Source organism: Hymenobacter rubripertinctus (assembly GCF_003583925.1).
Lineage (GTDB): Bacteria > Bacteroidota > Bacteroidia > Cytophagales > Hymenobacteraceae > Hymenobacter > Hymenobacter rubripertinctus.
Genome location: NZ_QYCN01000014.1, coordinates 62,356 through 78,149 on the forward strand (window position 1 = coordinate 62,356; position 15,794 = coordinate 78,149).

At 62.9% G+C, this 15,794-nt stretch carries 11 protein-coding genes; 5 read left to right on the plus strand and 6 right to left on the minus strand.

The genetic code is table 11. From position 1 onward, the window contains the following. Positions 1 to 206: 206 nt before the first annotated feature. The gene (gene mnmD, locus D0T11_RS10755) at positions 207 to 890 is read right to left on the minus strand and encodes a tRNA (5-methylaminomethyl-2-thiouridine)(34)-methyltransferase MnmD (protein ID WP_119655798.1); all 684 of its coding nucleotides are present in this window, start codon (positions 888 to 890) and stop codon (positions 207 to 209) included. 138 nt (positions 891 to 1,028) lie between these two features. On the opposite strand from mnmD, the gene D0T11_RS10760 reads away from it, so the two are divergent. Next, complete coding sequence (locus D0T11_RS10760; RefSeq protein ID WP_119655799.1) at positions 1,029 to 1,463, plus strand: acyl-CoA thioesterase; 435 nt, start codon at positions 1,029 to 1,031, stop codon at positions 1,461 to 1,463. Then, the gene (locus D0T11_RS10765; protein WP_182888344.1) at positions 1,460 to 2,068 is read left to right on the plus strand and encodes a thiamine phosphate synthase; all 609 of its coding nucleotides are present in this window, start codon (positions 1,460 to 1,462) and stop codon (positions 2,066 to 2,068) included. Before D0T11_RS10760 ends, D0T11_RS10765 begins: the two co-directional genes overlap by 4 nt. Before the next feature lie 89 nt (positions 2,069 to 2,157). Here D0T11_RS10765 and D0T11_RS10770 read toward each other — a convergent pair whose 3' ends face one another. The 3 genes from D0T11_RS10770 to D0T11_RS10780 form a co-directional block, all read right to left on the minus strand. Continuing rightward, complete coding sequence (locus D0T11_RS10770; protein WP_119655859.1) at positions 2,158 to 2,865, minus strand: methyltransferase domain-containing protein; 708 nt, start codon at positions 2,863 to 2,865, stop codon at positions 2,158 to 2,160. A gap of 60 nt (positions 2,866 to 2,925) precedes the next feature. After that, positions 2,926 to 4,104: a type III polyketide synthase gene (locus D0T11_RS10775; RefSeq protein WP_182888345.1), complete on the minus strand. Its 1,179-nt coding sequence runs from the start codon at positions 4,102 to 4,104 to the stop codon at positions 2,926 to 2,928. 108 nt (positions 4,105 to 4,212) lie between these two features. Further along, positions 4,213 to 5,328, minus strand: a complete 1,116-nt coding sequence (locus D0T11_RS10780) for an NAD(P)/FAD-dependent oxidoreductase (RefSeq protein ID WP_119655801.1) — start codon at positions 5,326 to 5,328, stop codon at positions 4,213 to 4,215. A 177-nt stretch (positions 5,329 to 5,505) separates the two neighbouring features. Between D0T11_RS10780 and D0T11_RS10785 the strand changes: the two genes are divergently transcribed. Continuing rightward, positions 5,506 to 5,874: a T9SS type A sorting domain-containing protein gene (locus D0T11_RS10785; protein WP_119655802.1), complete on the plus strand. Its 369-nt coding sequence runs from the start codon at positions 5,506 to 5,508 to the stop codon at positions 5,872 to 5,874. A gap of 518 nt (positions 5,875 to 6,392) precedes the next feature. Here the strand turns inward: D0T11_RS10785 and D0T11_RS10790 are convergent. Both D0T11_RS10790 and D0T11_RS10795 read right to left on the minus strand, forming a co-directional pair. After that, a complete protein-coding gene (locus tag D0T11_RS10790; RefSeq protein WP_119655803.1) occupies positions 6,393 to 9,965 on the minus strand; it encodes a PAS domain S-box protein in 3,573 nt (1,190 codons plus the stop codon). A gap of 29 nt (positions 9,966 to 9,994) precedes the next feature. Then, positions 9,995 to 11,362 (minus strand): sigma-54-dependent transcriptional regulator, encoded by a 1,368-nt coding sequence (locus tag D0T11_RS10795; protein ID WP_119655804.1) that lies wholly within the window; start codon positions 11,360 to 11,362, stop codon positions 9,995 to 9,997. A 417-nt stretch (positions 11,363 to 11,779) separates the two neighbouring features. On the opposite strand from D0T11_RS10795, the gene D0T11_RS10800 reads away from it, so the two are divergent. Then, the gene (locus D0T11_RS10800; protein ID WP_119655805.1) at positions 11,780 to 13,933 is read left to right on the plus strand and encodes a T9SS type A sorting domain-containing protein; all 2,154 of its coding nucleotides are present in this window, start codon (positions 11,780 to 11,782) and stop codon (positions 13,931 to 13,933) included. A gap of 496 nt (positions 13,934 to 14,429) precedes the next feature. Next, positions 14,430 to 15,317 carry a DNA/RNA non-specific endonuclease gene (locus D0T11_RS10805; RefSeq protein ID WP_119655806.1) on the plus strand — a complete coding sequence of 296 codons (888 nt, stop codon included), beginning with the start codon at positions 14,430 to 14,432 and terminating at the stop codon, positions 15,315 to 15,317. Positions 15,318 to 15,794: the final 477 nt, after the last annotated feature.

Genomic DNA, 15,794 nt, shown 5'->3' on the forward strand with positions numbered 1-15,794 from the left:
CGTTCACCTCGCCCCCCGGCCCCCTACGCCGCTTGATGCGCGGAATGAAATGGAGAGGGGGAGCCAGCCTTAGTTGCCAGTCCTGGTTTTATCCTACCCCACAAATTTAAAGGCAGCTTGGGGTGCATAAGCTGACCATGGCTCCAAAGGGCAGGGACTTCTTTCTGCCCGGTCTGGCCACGTAAAATGGCCGGCCTGAGCTCCGGCTACCGCTTCCAGGCCCGGATCATTTCGCGCTTGCCGGGTGGGCCGGGAATCTTTTCTACCTGCCAGCCCGCCGCCAGCAGGCTGCGCTTAAACGAGCCCTTGGCGCAGTAGCTCACCAGGCAGCCCCCGGGCGCGGTGGCCCGATAAAGCTGGGCAAACACGGCGTCGGTCCACATATCGGGCTGCTTGTCGGGGGCGAAGGCGTCGAAGTAGATGACCTGGTAGGTATCGGTGGGCAGGGGCGTAGTTTGCAGCTCGCCGGCCAGCTTGAGCAACGCAAACTGGGGGGTGAGCAGTGCGGCCCGGCCCCAGGTGGCGGCGTGCAGCTGGTGCTGGTAGTCGTGCAGCTCCGGCTGGCCCAGGTAGGTTTCGGTGTGGAGCTGCTCGACCACCGACCAGGGCAGGGGGAATTTCTCGATGGTGTCGTAGAACACGGGGTGGGCGGCCGAGAGGCTGCGCTCCAGGGTGAGCAGGGCGTTGAGGCCGGTGCCGAACCCGATTTCCAGCACCCACACCGGGCCGGTGGCGGCGGCCAGGGCCGGTTCGAGGCCGGCGGCCAGGTACACGTGGCGGGCTTCCTGCCAGGCCCCGTGGGTGCTGTGGTAGTGCTCGTTGAGGGCGGGAACGAAAAGCGTGCTGGAGCCATCGGCCGTCGCGCGTACTTCCAGGTGGGGGGTAGGCATACAGAAAGAGAACAGAAAAACCGGCTAGGGCCGGGCGGGCCGCCCCGGCCACGGTAGCCCAAGATAGCGGTTTGCCCCGGCAAAGCCGCGCCCGTTTAGCGGGCGCGGTGTGGGCGGCGGTGCGTACCTTGCCGGCCTATGGCCCGCATCCGAATCGACCTGCCCGACCGCTACCTGCTCACCTTGGAGCTGCCCATCCGCATCACCGACCTCAACTACGGGGCTCACCTGGGCAACGACGCCCTGCTCAGCCTGCTCCACGAGGCGCGGGTGCAGCTGCTGCGCCACCTGGGCCAGCCCGAGTTCGACCCCGCCACCGGCCTGGGCCACATCATGGCCGACGTGGCCATCGAGTACAAGGGCGAGGGCTTCTACGGCGATACGCTCCGGATTCAGGTGGGCGCCGCCGACCTGGGCAAGTACGGCTTCGACCTAGTGTACTGGGTGCACAACCAGGACAGCCGCGAAATTGCGCGGGCCAAAACCGGCATGCTCTGCTTCGACTACAACACCCGCAAGCTGCGCCTGCTGCCCGAAGCCTACGCCGCCCGCCTGCGCGGCGAAACCGCGTGAGCCCCGCCGGCTTCGGGTTGCTGCTGCTGACGCCGCCCGTGCCCCATCCGCGGGAGCAAACCATTCTGGCGCAGCTCCTGACGGCCCCCGTTCCGCCCGCCCGCCTGCACCTGCGCCGCCCCGCCTGGACCCGCGCCCAAACGGCTGCCTGGCTCCAGGCCCTGCCCGCCGCCTGGCTGCCCCGCGTGGTGCTGCACGCCCACCACGAGCTGGCCCGGGAGTTGGCCGTTGGTGGCCTCCACCTCCCGGCCGCCGCCCGCGCCTCGGGCCGCCGGCCGCCGCTGCCCCGGGGCTGCACCCTCTCCACGGCCCTGCACACGCTGGCAGAGGTGCGGAACCTGGCGGCGGATTACGATTACGTCTTGCTCAGCCCCCTCTTCGACAGCCTCAGCAAAGCCGGCTATGCCAGTGCCTTCGAGCTACCGGCCGTAACGGCCGTTCTGCGGGAAGTGCCGGCCGCCAGCGTGGTGGCCCTGGGCGGCATCAGCGCCCGCACCCTGCCCCTGATCCGGCCCGCCGGTTTTGCCGGGGCCGCCGTGCTCGGGGCCGTCTGGCAAGCCCCCGATCCGGTGGCGGCCTGGCAGGCGCTGGTAGCTGGCGAGTAAGGCAAGCGGCTCCGGCATCAAATCAGGTTTGCCCGCGGGGCCTGTTCGTTTTTTCGTGCGCAGCTGTTCCCCCATGCCCCGGAGGGGCATTAACTCAGGATCACCACCTGCCACCGGAAAGCCCAGCGCCAGCGCAGGGTGTAGCGCCCGATGCCGGCCGCCGCCAGCAGTCGTTGCAGCTCCGGCCGGGTGAATGCCCGGGCAACCGACAGGGGTGCGTCGTGGCGAACGAGGCGGGAGCCCCCCAGCAGCCGGGTGAGCCAGCGGATGCTGTGGTAGGCCAGCCAATGGCGGTGCAGGTCGTTGATGATGACCGCTACCCCGGCCTGCTGGTGCCACTGGGCCAGCATAGTGGTCAGCTGATCATCCGAGAAATGGTGGCAGAACAGGCTGGCCGTGAGCACGTCGAAGGGCTGCTGCCGGAAGGTCGGGGAGAAAATATCGGCCTGCTGGAAGCGGATTTCCGGGTACTGCGCGCACTTGGCGGCGGCGTAGTCCAGCATGAAAGCGTTGGCATCGACGCCCACCAGCTCCACGCCCACGCCCCGGCGGCGCGCCCAGCGGGCAATGCGGCGGAGCGTGTCGCCGCCGCCGCTGCCCAGGTCGGCCAGGCGCAGGGGGCGGGTGGCCGGCAAGTGGGGGCGCAGGCGGTCCAGGGCATCGAGCACCGGCGCGTAGCCCCCCAGCCAGGTGTTCACGGTTTCCAGCTCGTCGAGGTTCTGCCGCAATTCCTCCGAGGCCAGCGTCAGGTCATCCATCAGCTCTTCCTGATGGGAACGAGCGCGCAAATCAGCCATCTGTTTTACTAAGGTGAGCATTGAGGGCAATACTGAGGGACCTGAGCGGCAGCTGGGGGCTTACGCGACCAGCGCCGGGGCTGGGGCCGCGCTTTTCATGCTGGCCACCTGCGCCACCTGCTTCCCCTCGCCAACGGCCACCGTCAGCAGCATGGCTTCCAGGGTGAGGCCGGGGCCGAAGGCGAAACTGAGCACCGGGGCGCCCGCGTCGGCCGCCGTGAAACCGGCCAGCAGGTCGCGCAGCACGAACAGCACCGTGGCCGACGACATGTTGCCGTAGTCGCGCAGCACCTGGTAGGCGTAGCGGTTGTCGTGGGTGGTCAGGCCCAGCGCCTGCTCAATGGACTCCAGGATTTTGCGGCCGCCGGGATGAATGGCAAATGCCCGGATATCGGCCAGCCGCACCGGCAAATCGGCCAGCAGGCGGTGGGTAAGCTGCCCGATGCCCTGCTGAATCATGCGTGGCACGTAGGAGGAGAGCGTCATCTCGAAGCCAAAGTCGTTGATGTGCCAGGCCATATCGGCGTGCCCGTCGGGCTCCAGGCCGCAGTGAAAGGCCGTGAGGGCCAGGCTGGGCCGCGCGGGCGCGGGCGCACTCTGCACCAGGGCCGCCGCCGCCCCGTCGCCGAACAGGGCGTTGGACACGAGGTGGTCGTCCTGCTGGCTTTTCTGGAAGTGCAGGGTGCATAGCTCCGTGCACACCACCAGTACCCGGGCTCCGGGTGTGGCGCGGCAGAAAGCATCGGCCAGCTTCAGGCCGTTTACGGCCGCGTAGCAGCCCATAAAGTTCACGCACGTACGCTGTACGTGCCCCGAAAGGCCCAGCGCCCCCACCAGCTCGATATCCAGGCCGGGGGCGTACATGCCGGTGCAGCTCACCGTAATCAGGTGGGTAATGCTGGCGTAATCGACCTCGGGCAGCTGCTCCAGGCACGCGCGCACGGCCGCCACCGACAGCGGCAGGGCGTGGCGGCGGTACTCGGCCATGCGCTGGCCCACCGACGGGAAGGGCTCCAGCCCGGGCGTGTTGGGGAAAAACTCGAACTCCCCGTTAGCCCGGGCGTAGTCGGGCAGCACGGAGTAGCGCTGCCCAATGCCTGACACCCGGTAGAGGGCCCGCAGCTTGCGCGTACCTTTTTCGTCCAGCTCCAGGGCGCTGGCCATGAAATCGGCAATTTGCAGTTGCGGGATACGGTGGGGCGGGTTGGCTGTGCCAATGGCACACAAATAACTACTCATCAGAGGCAGTTTACGTAAAAAAGCAACCCCGAAGGTTACAGCTTTTCGTGGTGGATTCGGGATGATGGAATTTCAACGGGTAAACCGCTTGAATTCAACGGGGAAGGATCAGAAAACCTGGCCGTGGGTCCGGCGCATCAGGCCCTGCACGGCTCCGGGCAGCAGCCGCAGCCCACTCACCACTACCTCACTCAACAGCGGCTGCCCGAATAATCGTTGCACGGTGCGGCCCACCCGCAGGCGGCTGGCAAAGGCGCGTTGCCAGCTGCCGGTGTAGGCAGCCTCCAGCTGGGGGCGGGTAAGCTGGCGGCGCAGAAAGGCATCGGCATGGGTAGCGGCCAGGCTGGCCCCGTGGATGGCCATGGCCATGCCGTTGCCGCAGAGGGGCGTAATCAGGCCCGCCGCGTCGCCGGCCAGCAGCACGTGCTGCTCCAGGCAGGTTTTGGGCGCGAAGGAAATTTCGTTGATGACTTCCGGCTGCGGGTAAAGCACTTCGGCCGTTGCCAGAATGTGGCGCAGGTGGGGGTTGCGGGCCAGCACCCGTTCCTCCAACCGCGCAATGGTGCCCTGGGCCTTGAGGTTGCGGCGGGTGGTGAGGTAGCAAAAGCAGAACTTGTCCTCTTCAATGGCCGAGATGCCCGCGTAGCCATCGGCGAAATTGTGCAGCGCAATCAGGTCGCGGGGCATGTCGGGGTAACGCAGGTGGTATTTGACGCCCAGGTAAGGCGAGCGTTGGGTGAAGAAAGGGCGGGCCAGCTGCCGGTCGAGGGCACTGCGCTTGCCGTACGTGCCCAGCACCACCCGGGCGGGCAGGCGGCGGCCATCGGCCAGCACTACATGGTGGGCATCGGCGGCGGCCTCAAACTCCACGTCGCTGACGGTGGCCTGCACCACCTGCACCCCCACTGCCAGCGCGCGCCGGTACAAAAACTCATCGAGCACGTAGCGGCTGATGCCGAAGCCGCCCAGGTCGAGGGGCGCGCGCAGCCGGCGGCCGGCCGGGGAACTCACCTCGAACCGGGTAATAACGGCCGGCGCAAGCACAGCCGGATCGACGCCAAGCCGCCGCAGGTAGGGCAGCACCTCGTTGGAAACGTACTCGCCGCACACCCGGTGAAACGGGTAGTGCCGCCGCTCCACCAGCGTTACGGCGTGACCGCGCCCGCGCAAATCCAGTGCCGCGCACAAGCCCCCTAAGCCCCCCCCTATAATGACAACGTCCAACTTATTTTGCAGGGTAAAAAGGTGAGTGTGAGCCGAAAGAACAGGGTTTCATCGAAGAAGTATTATATTCTGCTGATTTAGCCGGCCGCGCTAGTATTTTTGTCAACCTAAATCCTTGCCCGTCGTTAGGAATAGTCCGTCCGGCACGCTTGCGCCGCCCTCCCAAAGAAGTATACTATGATGCCACTCCTACGCGTTTTTTTCCTGTTTGCTCTTTTAGCGGTGGGTTTGCCCAGTAGTTTATCCGGGGCCCACGCCCAGGCGGCGGCCCGGCCGGCTCCCAAACCGAGCGAAGAAAAGGCTTTGCTGGTATTTCCGAATCCGAGCACCGGCATCGTGCACATTGCCATCAACGGCTTCGAAGGCCGTAAGCTGGAGCTGCGCGTGCTCAACGTTATCGGCACGGTGATGTACCGCGAAACGCTGACGGAGCTCAACGAGCGCTACACCCGCACCCTCGACCTGAGCAAGTTTGCCAACGGCCTCTACTATGTGAAGCTGGAAGCCGACAACGCCAGCGAAATGCGCAAGCTCGTCATCCGCTGACCGACGCACCCATTAGCAGCTACGCAAGAGGCCCCTGCAATTGCAGGGGCCTCTTGCGCGTTCAGGGCCGGAGCCGGGAATCTACTAGTTGTTGCGAACCCGCACGGGCTCGGGCCGGAGCATGGCCTTAACATTGTTGATGGTATCAAAAGCCAGCAAAACCGTGGCCAGGGCAATTCCGAAAAAGATCAGGAGCGTCATACAGAAAAAGGAATAAGAGAAAAAAAGCAGCTTAAGCCAACTACTACAGCTTGAAATGCGGAGCGTTGCCGGAGCTGTACAGACAAGTAACTACAAATACCCCGCCTAAGTTGCCGCATAATTATGTGCTTGCGCGCCGGGCGCTGGGCGCCAGTGCGCCAGTGCGCGGCCCCGTAGCGGGCAGTGGCTGCGGCCCCGCCAACCGGGGCCGCGCTGGGCCGGCTATGGATGGCGGGGCCGGATCAGGGACAGCGGGCGGGCGGGTTGCCGCAGCGCACCCGGACTGGCCGGCTTTCCAGCGGAGGCCGGGCGCGGCGTTACGCGGAAAAGTCAGCCTGGAGCTGCCGGATGACCTCATCCACGATGTGGCGAACCTGCTCCACTCCCTGAGTCAGGCGCTCCCAGTCGGCCGTTGCGGGGGCGTAGGCCGCCGCTTCCAGGTCGCGCAACACGCTTCGCAGCGGAGTTACCTGAAGGCCGTCGATGGAGCTTTTCAGGTGATGCGCGGCGGCCCCCAGCTTTTGCAGGTTCTGCTCCCGCAGGTGCCGCTCCAGGTCGGCTACCACGGGTGGGGTAGTGCTGACGAAGATGGCCACCAGCCGCCGGATAAATACCTCGTCGTTGTCGGACAGGCGGCGCAGCTGCTCCACATCGTAGAGCCGTTCGGGGGGGAGTAGGGCGGGGCAGGGCAGGGCGGTGGGCGTCAGCGGGGCGTCGGGCGTCAGGTTCAGCAGCTTGGCCAGCACGTGGAAGAGCTCGGTTTCCTGGAAGGGTTTGGACAGGTACGCATCGAGGCCGGCGGTAAGGTAGCGCGCCTCCTCCCCGGGCATGGCGTGGGCCGTGAGGGCCACTACGGGCGTGGCGGCCCGCGCCGGGTCGGGGTGCTGGCGCAGCAGTTGGGTAGCGGCCACCCCGTCCATGCCGGGCATCTGGATATCCATGAGCACCACCGCATACTGGTGCTGCCGGAACAAAGCCAGGGCCTCCGCGCCGGAGGAGGCCGTATCGACTGTTATTCCCCAGCCCTTGAGCATGACCTGCACCAGCAGCTGGTTGACGGCATTGTCTTCGGTGAGCAGCACCCGCCGGCCCCGCAGCAGCTGATAATTGGGCGGGGGGGCGGCCACGGCCTGGGCCACGGCCTGCGCGGGGGGCAGCTCCAGCGTAAAGCGGAACGTGCTGCCTTGTCCCAGCTTGCTTTCGGCCGTCAGCTCGCCGCCCAGCAACTCAACCAGACCGCGCGAAATGCTCAGTCCCAGCCCCGAGCCGCCGTATTCGCGGGCCGTGCTGGCCGAAGCCTGCGTGAAAGGCTCGAAGAGCTGGTGCAACTGGCCCTCCGAAATGCCGATGCCGGTATCGAGAACCGAAAACTGGTACCGGGCCACTGCTCCCGGCAAACTCACCCGCTGGTAGGTGAGCAGCACCTGGCCCTTCTCGGTGAACTTGATGGCGTTGTTGAGCAGGTTCAGCAGCACCTGCCGCAGGCGGTAGGGGTCGCCCGATACCCAGTTGGGTGCTGCATGGGGGAGTTGCAGGCGCAGACTGATGCCCTTTTCCGTGGCCTTGGGCAGCAGGGCCTGGCAGCTGGCTTTAAGCACTTCCTGCAACTCGAAGGGCACCTGCTCCAGCCGCACCCGTCCGGCCCCCAGCTGGGCCATATCCAGAATGTCGTTGATGATGACCAGCAGGTTTTCGGCCGAATACTGGATGTGGTGCAGAAACTGCCGTTGCTCGGGCGTAAGCGTTGTTTTGACCAGCAGCTCCGTGAGCCCCATGATGCCGTTCATGGGCGTCCGGATTTCGTGGCTCATATTAGTAAGGAAAGTTTGCCGGGTCTGTGCGTTCTGTTCGGCAACCTCCTTAGCCTGCTCCAGGGCACGCTGGGTGAGTTTGAGTTCGGTGATGTCGTTATCGACGCCCAGCACCTGCACCGTGCCGTCGGCCAGCACGAAGGGGCGCTTGATGGTGCGGAACCAGCGTAAGTGGCCCTGCTCATCATCAAACGTTTCTTCCACGTCGATTTCCTGCTGGGTGCGCAATACCTGCTCATCCTGCATATGGTGGCGGTGCAGGTCGGGGAAGCGCCGGAGCAGGTTGGCGGCCGGGGTTTGCAGCAAGGCCTCGTTGCTGAGGGCGTAGAGCTGGGCCGTTGCCTGATTGGCCAGCAGGTAGTTGCCCTGCCCGTCCTTGAGGTAGATCAGGTTGGGTACCGTATCGATTACCTGCCGGAACAGGCGGTTCTGCTCGGCCAGGCGGCGGTTGGCAGACCGGCGCTGCTCATCCGCGATTTTCCAGCGGGTAATATCCTCCGCACTCCCGATAATCTGGGTGACGTGGCCCTGCTCGTTGCGGGCAAAAGGCGTGTTGCTGATGCGCAGCCACCGGATAGAGCCGTTGCGGTGGTAGAGCATGTACTCCAGGTGCAGCACCTCACTATCGCGCTGGCGGGCCACTTCCCCGAAGTGCTGCCGCAGCCGCCGGGCTTCAGCCGGAGGCGTCATATGGGAAATCATGTTGCTGCCCAGTTGCTGCAACTCGGCTTCTGTGTAGCCCAGCATGGATTCCATGAACCGGTTACAGTACACGTTGGAAGCGCTTGCCACGTCGTAGATGTAGACCAGATTGGGGATGGTGTTGGTAATGCGGTCCACCAAAAAGCGGCTCTGGCGCAGGTTTTCGTCCGTTTCGCGGCGCTCCGTCACATCGGCGGCCGAGCCCACCAGTTGGTGCACCTGCCCATCCTGATGGTGGGTAAAGGCAGTGCTCCGTATGCTCAACCACCGCCAGGAACCATCGTGGTGACGAAAGCGGTACTCCGACTGCATAACTTCCCTCTCCTTGAGCTTATCGCGCTGCCCGCTCCGGTGCTGGGCCACTATAAAGTCGTCGGGGTGCAGCAGCTGCCGGGCCATATCCGAGCCCATGGCCAGCACCTGCTCGGGTTTGTAGCCTAAAATAAGCTCTACCTGGCGGTTGCAGTATTCCAGCCGCTGGGCCACCAGATCAAAGATGAACACGATAGTCGGCACCGTGTCGTTGATACGGGCCGTGAAGAGTTGGTTGCGCAGCAGCTCGGCTTCGGCGCGGCGGCGCTCCCCAATGGCCGTTAGGTACACGTTGGCTCCCTGGTCGTGGCCGAGGGGGGCGATGGTCCAGAGGTAGAACTCATTGGCCAGGCTCAGCTCCAGCGTCCGGGTTTCGCCGCTGGCCCGTGCCCGCCCGATTTCGGCCTGCAAGAGTGTCCGGGTATCGGCGGCGGCGGTTTTCGTCAGGTTTTTCAGGATGGGGGCGGCGGCCGGATTGTGGTACAGGGCCTGGCCATCGGGCCGGAAGCGGATGATGGGCTGGGGGCTTTGCTCCGCCAGCTGCGAAAGCTCCTGCACCCGCTGCTGGGCCAGCTGCGCTTCGGTCACGTCTTCGTAGCTCCAGATGTGGAGCATGGTGACGCCGTTCTGGACCACCGGCAGGTAATCCTGTTGCAGCACGCGGCCGTCGTGCAGCCTGATGAGCTGCCCGCTGCTGCGCACCTGGGCTTCGGTTAGCTGGCGGTTCTGCTGCTGGATGCGCTTGCGGTTGGGTACCCGGAGCCGGGCTTTGCGCAGCAACAGCGCCACCGGCTGGCCCATGAAATAGGCTGCTGGCTGGTTTAGGCCAAACAGCTCGCACATGCGCTGGTTGACCAGCATAACCGTATGGTCCTGATTTTCGGCCAGAATAGCCGTGGTCATGGTTTGGAGCAGGGCGGCGGCCTGGGCCGTAGCGGCCTGGGAACGGCCCTGTAACTCGGCCAGCTGGGAGCGAGCATCCAGGCAGGCCGTGTGAGCTTGCTGCCAGGCCCGGCGGACGTGGCGCAGTTGCCGGCGCTGATGACGGTGGCTGATCGAATCCATGGCAGGAGGGTAGGCCGGCCCGCAAAGGGTCAGCGGATGTGCACTTCGTTGTTCTGTACCATACGATACACAGTGGACTTTCCGATTTGCAGCTTGGCCGCTACCTGCAAAATATTGCCGTTGTGGGCATCCAGGTACCGTTGCACAATGGCGGCCATCTGGTGGCGCAACGACTCGTTGCTGATGACATCGGGCACGGCTGTTTCCGTTTGTAAATGGCGCAGCGGCAGGTCCTGGGGCTGAATCTGGTCGTGTTCGGCCAGAACGGCGGCCAGCTCCACTACCGCCTTCAGCTCCCGCACGTTGCCCGGGAAGGAGTAGCGCAGCAGCTTCTGGCGGGCCGCCTCCGACAGGGTGCAGGTGGCCATGTTGTTCTGCTTGCAGAACTCGCCCAGGAAGGAATCGGCCAGCAGCAGCACATCCTCGCCCCGCTCGCGCAACGGCGGCAGCACGATGGGCAGCCCCAGCAGGCGGTAGTACAGATCCTCCCGGAAGCGGCCTTCCTGCACTTCCTGCGCCAGGTCGCAGTGGGTGGCCACCATCAGGCGGGCGTCAAACGGAATGGTGGAGCTGCCGCCCACCCGGCTTACCTCGCGCTCCTGCAACACCCGCAGCAATTTGGCTTGCAGGCTCATGTCGAGCTCGGCCACTTCGTCCAGAAACAGCGTGCCCTTGTGGGCTTCCTCAAACCGGCCAATGCGCCGGGCTACGGCTCCGGTAAAGGCCCCTTTCTCGTGGCCAAACAGCTCACTTTCTACCAGCTCCCGCGGAATGGCCGCTACGTTCACGGCCACGAACGACGCGTTGCGCCGGTCGGAGCCGTAGTGAATGGCCTTCGCTACCAGCTCCTTGCCCGTGCCGGTTTCGCCGCTGATGGAAACGGTGATGTTGGTGCGGGCCGCCTTCTCAATGAGCGCGTACAGTTGCCTGATCTGGTTGCTTTCGCCCAGGATGGCCCGCTGAGCGTCGTACTTCTGGCCGATTTGTTCGCGCAGGCGCGTATTTTCCTGCCGCAGCTCCAGCTGCTTGCGGATGTTGCCCACCGTATTCCACAACCGGTCAACCGTTTCCTCATCCTTCACCAGATAGTCGTACGCGCCCTGGCGCAGCATCCCGATGGCCGTGCGAATGTCTTCCTGGCCCGATATGGCAATGACGGCCACATTCGGCAGGCGCTCCTTGATCTGCTGGAGGACTTGGTCGCCTTTACCGTCCGGTAAAGAGTAATCGAGCGTGATGATGTCGGGCTTGTCGCCCAGGTTGTCGAGGCAGGACTGGGCAGTGGTGAACCGGCGAATCGTGTAGTCGGGGTTCTGGGCCAGCTTGTATTCCAGCAGTTCACCGTACCAGGCATTATCCTCAACAATGAAGATAGAAATAGGAAAAGGGATGCTCATCGCAAAAAGGAGGGAAGCGAGACCAGAACACCACCGGCGCGCGTCCCGTCCAAAGTTGGGACGCGCAGGTATCGGGAATGTTCAATTCTCAGAAAAGCTGTTTTCGAAGCCGAAAAAAGGGATAAAACGGGCAATGACGCGAGTATAAGCGGGATTTACGGGGATACCAAACTTTCCCGATTTAGGAAGCAGAATCCCGGAATGAAGCAATATGTGTTTTTGATTATTATCATAAGATACTGATAATCAAGTTTTAAAAGAATTTATTTAAAGTTGGCGGCGTAATTGGTACCAGGGATGTGGCTCCCCCATATGGGTGAGTACCAACCAATTGCTGCTGCTATGTTACGCCTCTACTCTTCCCGCACACACCAATGGCTGTCGGCCATTCTTTGCCTGGTCTGTAGTTTTTGTACGTTGCCCGGGTGGGCCGCCAGCCCTGCCATTTACGCCAACAGCGGCCCCCAGGGAGCCCAAGTTACCCAAACCTGCACCACCAAGGACAACATAACCGTCTGCTTTGGAAGCGTAACCAATCCGGCTCTGGCCACCGATGCCGATTTTAAGTCGGCCGCCGTCATGAACGTGCCGGTTTCCTCGCTGGTCAGTTCCATTCGGTTGCGGATGGACTTAACTGGCCCGGCCCCGGGTGCCCCTACCAATTACCGGGCGGGCGTAGTGGTAGAGCGCAGTGGCGGCGTGCTGGACCTGGCGGGCCTGACGCTGACCAATGCTATTATTATCCGCACGCTGAAGAAGAACGGAACCAGCTCTACAGTGCAGGAAGAAATGCCGGTTAGTGCCGCGCTGGCAGGCCTGGTGCTGGGCCAGAACACCGGCCCGGTCCGGTTGGAGTTTATCGCCTCCAAGCCATTTGACCAGATCGAAATCGAAGCAGCTTCCCTGCTGAGCCTGGGCTACAACCTGAAGGTGTATTACGCCTATGCCATTGATGCCAACGTTATCAACAACGCAAAAGGCTACCTGTCGCGCTTCGACAACCCATCGGCCAGCAATTACAGCACTGCGGTTATAAAGCGGGGCATTACGGTGTGCGTAAACGACCGGGTGAGCAACCCGCTGAACGCCGTGGACAAGGACCTGACCAAGTATGCCGTCATGGGTTCGTTGGTAGACCTGAGCTGCCCAACCACCTTGCGCACCCAACTCGAAGGCACCGCCCCGGCAGGGTATGAGGCGGGCTTCGTGGTAGGCAACGGGGGGCTGCTGGACGTGAGCATTCTCGACGGCCTGCGCATTACCACCTATCTGGGCACTACCGTGCAGGATAGCAGCAACAATGTCAACCTGCTGAATCTGAAACTGCTGCCCGGCGGCCAGTATGCCGTACATTTCCCGACCAGCAAGCCCTACGACCGGGTAGAAATCCGGCGCACCAGCCTGCTGAGCGCCCTCGACAACCTGCGCATTTATTATGGCTTCGGCTTGGAGCCCCGGGTTTTCCGCGACGAAACTCCCCGGCTTTCCCAGTTCGGGAATGCCGCCAGCAAGTACCAGGTGAGCATCAAAAAGTCGAATCCGCTGCTGGCCCTCTGCCTGCTCTGCTCGGTAAACAACCCCGAGCGCACCGCCGACAACAGCCTGACGAATTTCGCTACCGTGCAGACGCCCCTGACCGTCGGTTACACCATCGGACTGAAGATGAAGCTGGACGGGCCGGGACAGGCGGGCAACACGGCCGGCGTAATCCTGGGAACGAATACGAACCTGCTCGACGTGGATCTGCTGGCCAACATCCGGGTAAATACCTACACTGCCAATGGCACCGAGCTAGCCGAAAGTGCCACCGGTAGCGCCTTGCTGAAACTGGAAGTGCTGGCCGATGGCCGGCGGGAAGTGTCGTTCCGCACAACTCAGGATTTCGACTGGGTGGAAGTGGAGCTGATGACCGGGGTATCGTTGCTGAGCGGAACGGCTGTATACTACGGCTTTGCTGAGGACCGCCCCACTGGTTTCCCGAGCATCGTTACGGTTCCGGCTCCGCTGCCCGTACAACTGGTGGGTTTTACGGCCAAGGCCCACGGCCAGACCGTGGACCTGGCCTGGCAAACAGCTACCGAGCTCAACAGCGACTATTTCGTAGTAGAACGGTCGGCTAACCCCAGCCAGGGTTTTGTGGCCGTGAGTCGGGTGAAGGCTGCGGGTACTACCGCCACCGGTCGGGCGTACACGCTGCGCGATACGGAGGCGGCTCTGCTGCCCGCCGGAGTACTGTACTATCGTTTGCGCCAGGTAGATGCGGATGGTACGCAAGTGTACTCCTCGGTAGTAGTGGTAGCGCGCAAAGACGTGGCCGCTTCCCTGGCCGTGTACCCCAACCCAGCTGCTACCACCGATATCGTGCGACTAACCATGTCGGGGCTTCCCGAAGGGCAGTACCAGCTGCTGGTCTACAACATGCAGGGTAGCCTGGTCAGCCAGCAGCCTCTAACGGAGCAACAAGGTCGGGTCGCCGTGGAAACGTTGCGCGCCGGCATGTATCAGGTGATAGTACAGGATGCCGCTGGCCAGCAGGTAGCGTCGCAACGACTGGTGCTGAGTGGCCACTAAGCGGCCGGCAACGGGCAACCACCGTCTTTAAACTACCCTATTCTTCGTTTGCTTGATTGTTATGCGAGTCAGAGAGCCCCGCTGTTGCAGGTCAGCGGGGCTCTTCGCGTTCCACCGAATCCGGGCAGGAAACAGGGTGAGGAAAATGGATCGACTTATTGCATAATCTGGTGCCAAATCAGTCCTGAAGCTGGCTGCGGAGGCTTCAAATAATGCTTACCAACCGGCCTTGCATAAGCGTTGAGAAACGTAGTCGGCTGTTAAGGGTATTGCAATTAAATGCAGCATCATACTAGAAAATCGATGGGCGTATGGGGGCAAGGCCTGGTTTAGATGAAATATTATCAAAAAATAACTGTCGGGGCTGAGTGGGAGATGAAGAGGAGGGGAGTGATTATAAGCGGGTAAATGATAATATTGTGGTAACCTATAGCGGTTGATAAAATAGCACTTTTGCGGCCGCTAAGCACTGTTCCACTCTTTCACCCCACACTGCATGTCACGTACCGTTATCCGCCTGCTCGGCCTGGCGCTGCTCACCAGCCTTGCCGCCTCCTGCTCCAAAGACGCCGTAGTGCCCACCGCCAGCCCCAGTGCCGCCGTGCAAAGTGCCGACGCCACGGCCACGCGTGACAATAATCTGGCGCTGGGCAACCCCAGCGGGGCGCAGGCCGATTCGTACTTCTACTGGAACTACCTCATCACCAAGCCCCAGTATACCATGTCGTATCACCGCGACCGGGGTACGCCCAACTGGGTGAGCTGGCACCTGAGCAGCGCCTGGATTGGCAGTACTCCCCGCCAGGACAACTTCGCGGCCGACAACACCCTGCCCAGCGGCTGGTACCGGGTGGGGAGCACCAGCTACTCCGGTTCTGGCTTCGACCGGGGCCACCAGTGCCCCTCCGCCGACCGGACTGGCTCCGTCGCCGACAACTCGGCTACTTTCCTGATGGACAACATGATTCCGCAGGCGCCCAACAACAACCAGCGCACCTGGGCCGGCCTGGAAAACTACTGCCGCACCCTCGTCAATGCCGGCAACGAGCTCTACATCATCTGTGGCAGCTACGGCAAGGGCGGAACTGGTTCGGCTGGCTACAAAACCACCCTCGACAATGGCCGCGTAACCGTGCCCGCCCGCTGCTGGAAAGTAGTGGTCGTGCTGCCGACAGGCGCCGGCGACGCCTCCCGCGTCACCAGCAGCACCCGCGTCATTGCCATCGATACGCCCAACGATAACTCCCTGAATACCTCCTGGGGCACCTACCGGACCACCGTCGATGCCATCGAATCGGCTACGGGCTACAACCTGCTGTCGGCAGTGTCCACGTCCGTGCAATCGGTGGTGGAGGCCCGCGTAGACAGCGGTCCGACCAACTAACTGAGGCACTTGTTTCGATTGCGCTTACCAGAAGGCCCGGTTTGCGCCGGGCCTTCTGGCGTTTTGCCTGGTGGCAGAAGCGAGGGCTTTTTAGTGTTTAGTCGTTGGAAACCGGGCCTTTGCCTTTGGGTTTCTGCTGCTTCGTCTAAAGTCGTTTCCCGGGCTGAGTAAAAGGGCGTACTTTTATTTTGAGTAAAGTGAGAAGGAATTGAGGGGAGATGAACAGGAAGCCGCGCTGCAACGCGGCTTTTTGTATGCGGTGCCCCGCAAGGGCATCCGCAATGGTTTCGCAACCCGTTCATAACGCCGGACTAATCTGGGTTTCGGAAATTTGAAACCAGCAGGCCTGGCTCGGAGCTGCCAGCCTCCGGTCAGGGCATATGGCTGTCGTATCGGATTCGCCGTCCTGGTTTTCGGGCAATTCGGGGCGGTGGCCGCTGGAAAGGTTGCGCTCCTTGTGGCAGCATCTGGCCCAGT